Here is a 7,588-nt window from a genome sequence, read left to right on the forward strand (position 1 = left end):
GGGGTGTGGCGTCGGCCGCGCCGGTGAGGGGGGCGGCCAGCGCGAGGGTGAGGAGGGAGGCGGCCAGGGCTGTCGCCCCTCTGCCGCGCGTGCGCAATCGCATGGGTGTCTCCTGGGCTGTCCAGTGCGACGGATGAAATGCGAGCGTCCGCGCCAGTGTCGAGAGATGTCATGCTCAGGTCAATAGACCGCGCGCCCGGCCGGGGGAGTGGCCGAAACCAAACCCTCCGGGTCGTCGTTCACCGGAGGTGATTGCCCGTCAGGAGTGGCGGCCCAAGAATGCGCATGACAAAACCTCGGTCCGCCGCCCCGGCGCGGCGGGCCGGGGACCGCGGTTCAGGCACGGAGAGGACCCCCCATGTCACGACCTCTCGTCGGCGCGTTCACGGCTCTGGTGCTCACCGGGGCCGCCAGGGGCGGCGGGGCGGCCGAGACGGCCCGGTAGGCCGCCGAGATCCCGGGGCTCAGCCCGGTGGGGGCGGGCGGCGTGTCCCGCCGCACCAGCAGGGTGTCCGCCGACAGCGGGTCACCGGCCGCCGGGGCGTGCGCGGGGCGCGGTGGCCCGTCCGGCAGCGGCGGCATCCCCGGGAGCGGTGCCGTGCGCGGGGCGCGGGCCCTGCGCCGCCGGGTCGGAGCCGGGCCCGGCCGCAGTACGGACGCCGCCAGCCGGGACAGCCGCCGCCGCTGCGCGGGCGGGAGCAGCCGTACGGCCACCGCCAGGGCGACGGCCACCAGGCACAGCGAGTACATCGCCACCACCCAGCCGGCGGCGGGCCGGCCGGCGTTGAGGCCGTGCAGCAGGGCGGCGCACCAGGCGGGGTAGGCGAGGGCGTGCAGGGCCCGCCAGCGCGCGGCGACGGGCCCGGGGGTGGCGAAGACGCTGCGCAGGGCCCCGGTGGCGGCCGCGATCACCATCAGATGGGCGGCGAGCGAGCCGAGGCCGATCAGCCCGGCGGCGCCGCCGAACCCCAGCCCGAAGGGCACGAGGGTGCCGAGCAGGCCGACATGGCCGGAGGCGAGTTTGAGCGTGATGTGCAGCAGAAGGAATCCGAGGGACGCGATGGCGGTCACCCGGTGAATTCCCTGGGCGAGCAGGCGCTCGCGCGGTTCCAGCACGGTCCTGTCGGTGGCGATCAATCCCCAAACGACGGCGCTGGTGAGCGACAGCAGAGTGAGCACGCCCCCGGTGAAGTCCAGCATGGCGCGCAGTCGATCGCCGCTGACCAGTGCGATAACGGGAATCAACACGATCACTGTGGCGGAACCGGCATAAAGGACTGGCCGGGAAACGGTGCTCGGGGTGCGAATCTTGCGATGAGGGTGCATGGCGGCGACTCCGGGATGGTGCGGGAATTGGGGCCCCGGATCGGCATGCTAAGGAGATCGGTCAATGGTCATACGGTTGTTTGCTTATTTGGTCGAATGTCAATTGGCGATGCCCTGCTCGTTTGCCGGAAGAGCCGGATCATGAGGCTTTTGCCGGTCGGGGTGGGCGTCTCCTGGTCCGTGCCAATGCGCCGGCCGTCGTCCCTGGCGCGCCCGGCGCCCGCGGTGACCGGTTGTCGTACGCCGGCCGCCGCGCCGACCCCGTGGGCCACCCCCGGCCCCCTGCCGTGACCGCCGGGCGCCTCGGCCCGCCCGGCTCCGGCGGGCACGGCGGCGCGCGGCGGTCGCCGGGGCCGTACCCCGCCCTTCCCGTCGATGTCCCGCTCATGGCCGCTTATCGGTGCCCCGCCCGGCCGCTCGATGCGGCTCGGAGGGACCCTGCGGTACCCTGACGCCATGCGTGCCGTACGCCTTCTGCTTAGCGGGCCGCGCTGATCAGTCCCGACCGGGAGCCGGATTCTCCGCGAGAGATCCCCGGGCCCCGGGTCGGAATCGGCGCGGCGTCCCCTCCTGTGCGAGGGGATTTTTTGTTTCCCGCACCGGCGCCCCGCCGGCAGAGACGATCGATGGAGCTTAGAGGACGATGAGCGAGACCAATTCCCCTGCCGAGGTGGCCGCGCCGCACCGCTATACCGCGGCGATGGCCGCCGATATCGAGGCACGCTGGCAGGACTTCTGGGACGCCGAGGGCACCTACGAGGCACCGAACCCCGACGGCGATCAGGCCGGTCCGGCCGGGGTCGCCGAGCGCCCCAAAAAGTTCATCATGGACATGTTTCCGTACCCCTCGGGTGCGGGACTGCACGTCGGTCATCCGCTGGGCTATATCGCCACCGACGTCTTCGCTCGCTTTCAGCGCATGACCGGTCACAATGTGCTGCACAGCCTCGGATTCGACGCCTTCGGTCTGCCGGCCGAGCAGTACGCCGTGCAGACCGGCACCCACCCGCGGGTGTCCACCGAGGCCAATATCGAGAACATGCGGCGCCAGCTGCGCCGGCTGGGCCTGGGCCACGATCCGCGCCGCTCCTTCGCCACGATCGACCCGGACTACTACAAGTGGACCCAGTGGATCTTCCTGCAGATCTTCAACTCCTGGTACGACCCGGAGGCGGACAAGGCCCGTCCGATCGCCGAGCTCGTTCAGCAGTTCGAGAGCGGGCAGCGCCCCGTTCCCGCCGTCGGCTCCGGCGACGGCGCGGCGGGCGAGCGCTCCTGGGGTGAGCTGACCCCCGCCGAGCGCGCCGACGTCCTGGGTCAGTACCGGCTGGCGTACGCCTCGGACGCGCCCGTCAACTGGTGCCCCGGCCTGGGCACCGTACTGGCCAACGAGGAGGTCACGGCGGAGGGCCGCTCCGAGCGCGGCAACTACCCCGTTTTCAAGGCCAAGCTGCGCCAGTGGAACATGCGGATCACCGCGTACTCCGAGCGCCTGCTCGCCGACCTGGACGCGCTGGACTGGCCGGACGCCATCAAGCTCCAGCAGCGCAACTGGATCGGCCGCTCCGAGGGCGCCCGGGTCGACTTCCCGGTGGGCTCCGAGGGCGCGAGCATCACCGTCTTCACCACCCGGCCCGACACCCTGTTCGGCGCCACCTACATGGTGCTGGCGCCGGAGCACGACCTGATCGGCGGCCCCTCCTCGATCGTGCCGGCCGCCTGGCCCGAGGGCACGCACGACGACTGGACCGGCGGCTACGCCACGCCGACCGAGGCCGTCGCCGCGTACCGCAAGCAGGCCGCCGCCAAGTCGGACGTCGAGCGCCAGGCCGAGGCCAAGGACAAGACCGGCGTCTTCACCGGCGCGTACGCCACGAACCCGGTCAACGGCGCCCAGGTGCCGGTCTTCATCGCCGACTACGTGCTGATGGGCTACGGCACCGGCGCCATCATGGCCGTCCCCGCGCACGACAGCCGCGACTTCGTCTTCGCGCGCGCGTTCGACCTGCCGATCCGCTGTGTCGTGGAGCCCACGGACGGCCGGGGCACCGACCCGGCCGACTGGGACGACTCCTTCAACAGCTACGACGCGAAGATCATCAACTCCTCGGGCGAGGGCATCTCGCTGGACGGCCTGACCGTCACCGAGGCCAAGGCGCGGATCACCGAGTGGCTGGCCGAGCGGGGCATCGGCGAGGGCACCGTCAACTACCGCCTGCGCGACTGGCTCTTCAGCCGCCAGCGCTACTGGGGCGAGCCCTTCCCGATCGTCTACGACGAGGACGGCGTGGCCCACGCGCTGCCCGAGTCGATGCTGCCGGTCGAGCTGCCCGAGGTCGACGACTACGCGCCGCGCACCTTCGACCCCGACGACGCCGACACCTCGCCGGAGACCCCGCTCTCGCGCGACGAGTCCTGGGTCCACGTCGAGCTGGACCTGGGCGACGGCGTCAAGACGTACCGGCGCGAGACCAACACCATGCCCAACTGGGCCGGCTCCTGCTGGTACGAGCTGCGCTACCTCGACCCGCACAACCAGGAGAGGCTGGTCGACCCCGCCCTCGAGCAGTACTGGATGGGGCCGCGCGAGGGGCAGCCGGCCGGCGGCGTCGACCTGTACGTCGGCGGCGCGGAGCACGCTGTACTGCACCTGCTGTACGCCCGCTTCTGGCACAAGGTGCTGTTCGACCTGGGGCACATCTCGTCGTTCGAGCCGTTCCACAAGCTCTTCAACCAGGGCATGATCCAGGCCTACGTCTACCGCGACAGCCGGGGCATCGCCGTCCCCGCCGCCGAGGTGGAGGAGCGCGACGGCGCGTACTACTACCAGGGCGAGCGCGTCACCCGACTGCTGGGCAAGATGGGCAAGTCGCTGAAGAACGCCGTCACCCCGGACGAGATCTGCGCGGAGTACGGCGCGGACACCCTGCGCCTGTACGAGATGGCGATGGGCCCGCTGGACGTCTCCCGGCCCTGGGACACGCGTGCGGTCGTCGGCCAGTACCGGCTGCTGCAGCGGCTGTGGCGCAACGTCGTGGACGAGAACACCGGTGAGGTCACCGTCACCGACGCCGAGCCCGACGAGGCGACCCTGCGCGCCCTGCACAAGGCGATCGACGGCATCACCCAGGACCTGGAGAACCTGCGGTTCAACACCGCCATCGCCAAGGTCACCGAGCTGAACAACCACCTGACCAAGTCCGGCGGCCCGATCTCCCGGTCGGTCGCGGAGCGGCTGGTGCTGCTGGTCGCGCCGCTCGCCCCGCACATCGCGGAGGAGCTGTGGCACCGGCTGGGCCACGAGGGCTCGGTCGTCCACGAGAGCTTCCCCGTGGCCGACCCGGCGTACGTCGTGGACGAGACGGTGACCTGCGTCGTGCAGATCAAGGGCAAGGTCAAGGCGCGCCTGGAGGTGTCGCCGTCCATCACCGACGAGGAGCTGGAGAAGGTGGCGCTGGGGGACGCCGCGGTCCAGGGCGCCCTGGGTGGCGCGGACATCCGAAAGGTGATCGTCCGGGCGCCGAAGCTGGTCAATATCGTCACCGGCTAGTCGCGGCGGGGCCCGCTGCGCGGGGCCGGGCCTGCTGTGCGGGCTGGCCGTGGCGCCCCGGGCCGGGCGTCGGTCTCCTGGGCCGGGCGTCGGTCCGGGGCCGCCAGGGGCATCCCCTACGGGCCGGTTGGGGGTTCCACGGGAACCGCCGACCGGCCCCGGCCGTTTACGGTGGAAGGAGCACACCGCCCTCGGCCGCACGGCCGAACGGCCGGCCCGTGCCCACACCGCCGGTGACAACGAAGGAGCTCCATGGAAGCGGCCCTCATCATCCTGGTGCTGTTCTTCGTGGCCTGCGTCGCGCTGGGGGTCTACGCCACGGTCAAGGCCGTCGGGGCGGCCAAGCGCGGAGTGGACCGTACGGTCGCCCAGGCCCGCCGCGCCGTCGAGGACACCACGCTCAAGGCGAAGCAGTACGCCCAGCCCGGCCCGGCGGGCGAGATCGCGCAGCTGAGGCTGTCGCTGCGCACCTCGATGCGCGCCACGCAGGAGGCGCTGCGGGCCGGCGTGGCGGAGGACGCGTCCCTGAGTGAGTCCATCCACCTGTTCGAGCGGCTCAGCGCGCACGGCCGTGAGATGGACGACGAGCTCAAGCGGCTGGAGCGCGAGCCGAACCGGGCCAAGGTCGCCGAGCGCCTGCCCGAGCTGCGCGAGCGCATCGAGCGGATCACGCACTCGGCGGACTCGCTGCGCTGGGCGGCGCGGGACCGGGCGCGCCGGTTCGCGGACGACGACCTGGCGGTGCTGGGCGAGCAGATCGAGATGGAGACCGGGGCGCTGCGGCACTGGGCCCCTGTCTCCGAGCCGCTGGCCGAGCCGGCGGCGCCGCAGGCCCCCTCGGCGGGGGGTACGGGTACGGGTGTCCCGGCCGCGTCGGCCGGGAGCGCGGGCGCGGCTTCGGGTGCGGCTTCGGGCGGTGCCGGCGCGCCGGGGGCCGGGGAGGCCGCCGGGCAGCCGCGGGCGGACGGCGTGGACGCGCAGCCACGCGCGATCACCGCTGCCAACGCCTGGCAGCGGGCCACGGGCCCCTGGCAGAAGGTCCGCCGGCCCGAGAGCACGACCTGACGGAACCGGTTCCGGCCTCTTCTGCCGGGCTCGTTCTCCGTCTCCGCGCCGCCCCGGGCGGCGGCTCGGTCGGACTGTCGGCCGCGGGCGTTCCCCCGATAACCTCCCTTTCATGTCCCGCCACGTCGCTGTCATCACCGATTCAACGGCCTACCTGCCCTCGCGGGAGATGGAGCGACACGGCATCACCGCCGTGCCCCTGACGGTGGTGCTCGGCGACGAGGCGCTGGAGGAGGGCACGGAGGTCTCCGCGCGGTCCGTCGCGCAAGCCCTGCAGCGCCGCCGGTCGGTGACCACGTCGCGGCCGAGCCCCGAGACGTTCGCCGCCGCGTACCGCGCCGCCGCCGACGCGGGTGCGCGGGGGGTGGTCTCCCTGCACCTGTCCGCCGAGATCTCCGGCACCTACGACGCGGCGGTGCTCGCCGCCCAGGACGCCCCGGTGCCCGTACGGGTGGTCGACACCGGCATGGTGGCGATGGCGCTGGGCTTCTGCGCGCTGACGGCGGCCGAGGTCGCCGAGGCCGGCGGCACGCTCGACGAGGTCGTGGCCGCCGCCCAGAAGCGGGCCGAGGGCACGGCCGCGTACTTCTATGTCGACACCCTGGACTATCTGCGCCGGGGCGGCCGCATCGGCGCGGCACAGGCGCTGTTCGGCTCGGCGCTCGCCGTCAAGCCGCTGCTGCAGCTGGAAGGCGGCCGGATCGAGCCCCTGGAGAAGGTGCGCACGGCCTCCAAGGCGCTGGCGCGGCTGGAGGACATCGTCGTCGAGCGGGCCGGCGGCGGGCCCGTGGACATCGCGGTGCACCACCTCGCGGCCCCCGAGCGGGCCCAGCACCTCGCCGACCGGCTCCGGGACCGGGTGGCCGGCCTCGCGGACCTCCATGTCAGCGAGGTCGGGGCGGTGATCGGCGCGCACACGGGGCCGGGGCTCATCGGCGCGGTGGTCTCGGCGCGGTGAGGTTTTTTGGCGCGGTGGTTCGGCGCGGTGAGGGTGCGTCGGGTTCCGTCGGGTCGTGTGGGGTCGCGTCGGGTTGCGTCGGTCACCCACACGAGTGGTCGAGTTATCCACAACCGGGCGGTTATCCACGGGATTTGAGGCCGCTCGGCGGGCTTTCGCGAACGCGCCTACCGTCGCAGGCATGACTCCACACATGGTCTTCCCAGGGCCGGCGCGAGTGGCGGCGGCCCAGTCGGTTCGTAGGTCAACGGTGGTTCAGGAGCGCGTGACCGGGCCGAGTTCCGCCGCGGTGCCACGCCATCCGAGGGGCCGACCCTCGGCGCCCGCCTCACGGGCGTGGCCACCGCGCTTCGCCCGGCCCGGGGCAGCGGGGGGAGGCGCCGCGCCGGGTGCGGTGGCGGTGTACGAGCGGGCGTTGGCGCTGCTCGCCCCTGCGAACGCGAGTGGCCCGGGGGCGCCACGTGGCCGGCCCGAGGGGACGAAGGGCCCGCCGCACGTGGGCGACGGCGCGGTGGGGCCGGGCGACGTGGAAGCGGCTGGCGCGGAGGGCGGTGCGGAGTCCGCCGATGCGAGGAGCGCGGCCGATCCACGGCAGGGCGCCGGCCCGGGGGACGGCGCCGCGGAGCAGGAGGGCGGGAAGGCCCACCCGGTGGACCCGGCCGAGGAGGGGGACGGGGTGCGCCCGGGCC

Annotated in this window: 4 protein-coding genes and 1 pseudogene; 4 read left to right on the forward strand and 1 reads right to left on the reverse strand. The window is 73.1% G+C overall.

The genetic code is table 11. The annotated features are described in order from the left end of the window. Nucleotides 1-336 precede the first annotated feature (336 nt). A complete protein-coding gene (locus ACSNOD_RS25795) occupies nt 337-1,245 on the reverse strand; it encodes a hypothetical protein (protein ID WP_436769451.1) in 909 nt (302 codons plus the stop codon). A gap of 724 nt (nt 1,246-1,969) precedes the next feature. Between ACSNOD_RS25795 and leuS the strand changes: the two genes are divergently transcribed. The 4 genes and pseudogenes from leuS to ACSNOD_RS25815 form a co-directional block, all read left to right on the forward strand. Beyond that, on the forward strand, nt 1,970-4,876 hold the full coding sequence (leuS, locus tag ACSNOD_RS25800; RefSeq protein WP_436769452.1) for a leucine--tRNA ligase: 2,907 nt from the start codon (nt 1,970-1,972) through the stop codon (nt 4,874-4,876). A gap of 252 nt (nt 4,877-5,128) precedes the next feature. Further along, entirely contained in the window at nt 5,129-5,941 is an 813-nt protein-coding gene (locus ACSNOD_RS25805) for a hypothetical protein (protein WP_436769453.1), read from the forward strand. A gap of 112 nt (nt 5,942-6,053) precedes the next feature. After that, nucleotides 6,054-6,899, forward strand: coding sequence for a DegV family protein (locus ACSNOD_RS25810; protein WP_436769454.1), 846 nt, complete (start codon nt 6,054-6,056; stop codon nt 6,897-6,899). A gap of 496 nt (nt 6,900-7,395) precedes the next feature. Continuing rightward, nucleotides 7,396-7,588: pseudogene (locus tag ACSNOD_RS25815) on the forward strand (hypothetical protein); the annotation flags it as partial.

Origin of the sequence: Streptomyces sp. URMC 123, from assembly GCF_051386515.1 — a bacterium.
Taxonomy (GTDB): Bacteria; Actinomycetota; Actinomycetes; order Streptomycetales; family Streptomycetaceae; genus Streptomyces.

Coding starts and splice junctions, on each gene's coding strand:
- ACSNOD_RS25810 (WP_436769454.1), top strand. CDS start 6,054: ATGTCCCGCCACGTCGCTGTCATCACCGATTCAACGGCCTACCTGCCC.
- leuS (WP_436769452.1), top strand. CDS start 1,970: ATGAGCGAGACCAATTCCCCTGCCGAGGTGGCCGCGCCGCACCGCTAT.
- ACSNOD_RS25805 (WP_436769453.1), top strand. CDS start 5,129: ATGGAAGCGGCCCTCATCATCCTGGTGCTGTTCTTCGTGGCCTGCGTC.